The organism is Cyanobium sp. NIVA-CYA 375, from assembly GCF_056108345.1.
The window spans coordinates 1-754 of record NZ_JBSYHW010000314.1 but is presented as its reverse complement, the minus strand read 5'-3'; the positions used below and the strand labels follow the sequence as shown (position 1 = coordinate 754).

Below are 754 nucleotides of genomic sequence, written 5' to 3'. Positions count from 1 at the left end.
GTCAACGCCACCGATGGCGTCGCCGACAGCAACCCCCAGACCATCACCATCACCTTCAACGGTGCCAATGACACACCGGTAGTCACCTCCGGCACCACCGCCTCCTTCGCTGAAAACGGTACCGGCATCATCTACACCGTCATCGCCACCGATCCCGACGCCGGCGCAATACTCACCTATTCCCTCGGGGGCACCGATGCTGCGTTGTTCAACATTGACAGCATCACCGGCGCTGTCACCTTCATAAATCCGCCCAACTTTGAATCCCCAGCCGATTCAGACGTCGACAACGTCTACAACATCACCGTCACGGCCTCCGATGGTGACCTGACCTCCGCAGCCCAGGCGGTAGCCATCACTGTCACCAACGTCAATGACGCGCCGACGCTGACGCTGCTATCTACAACCGACTTCACAGAAGATGCCGCCGGCAATGCCATCGGCTCGGTTGTTGCCACCTTCTCCACCGCCGATGAAGAAGGCAACACTGTCACCGTCACCCTCAGCGATACCACCAATTACATCCTTGGTACCGACGCCAATGCCGGCAAGGTTCTACTCACCGCCGCTGGTCTGGCGCTGGTCAATGCCGGCACCGATCTGCCTGCCTTCACTCTCACACCAAATGACGGCACGATCAATGGTTCCGCCGTTTCGGTTGATCCATCCGTCACAGCCGTCAATGACGCGCCGACGCTGACGCTGCTATCTACAACCGACTTCACAGAAGATGCCGCCGGCAATGCCATCGGCT

1 protein-coding gene is annotated in these 754 nt (G+C 59.2%); it reads left to right on the top strand.

Annotation, left to right across the window (positions count from 1 at the left end; translation table 11 throughout):
- The coding region (locus tag AC01FP_RS18305) for a VCBS domain-containing protein (protein WP_474482275.1) at positions 1-754 on the top strand (754 nt) is incomplete at both ends.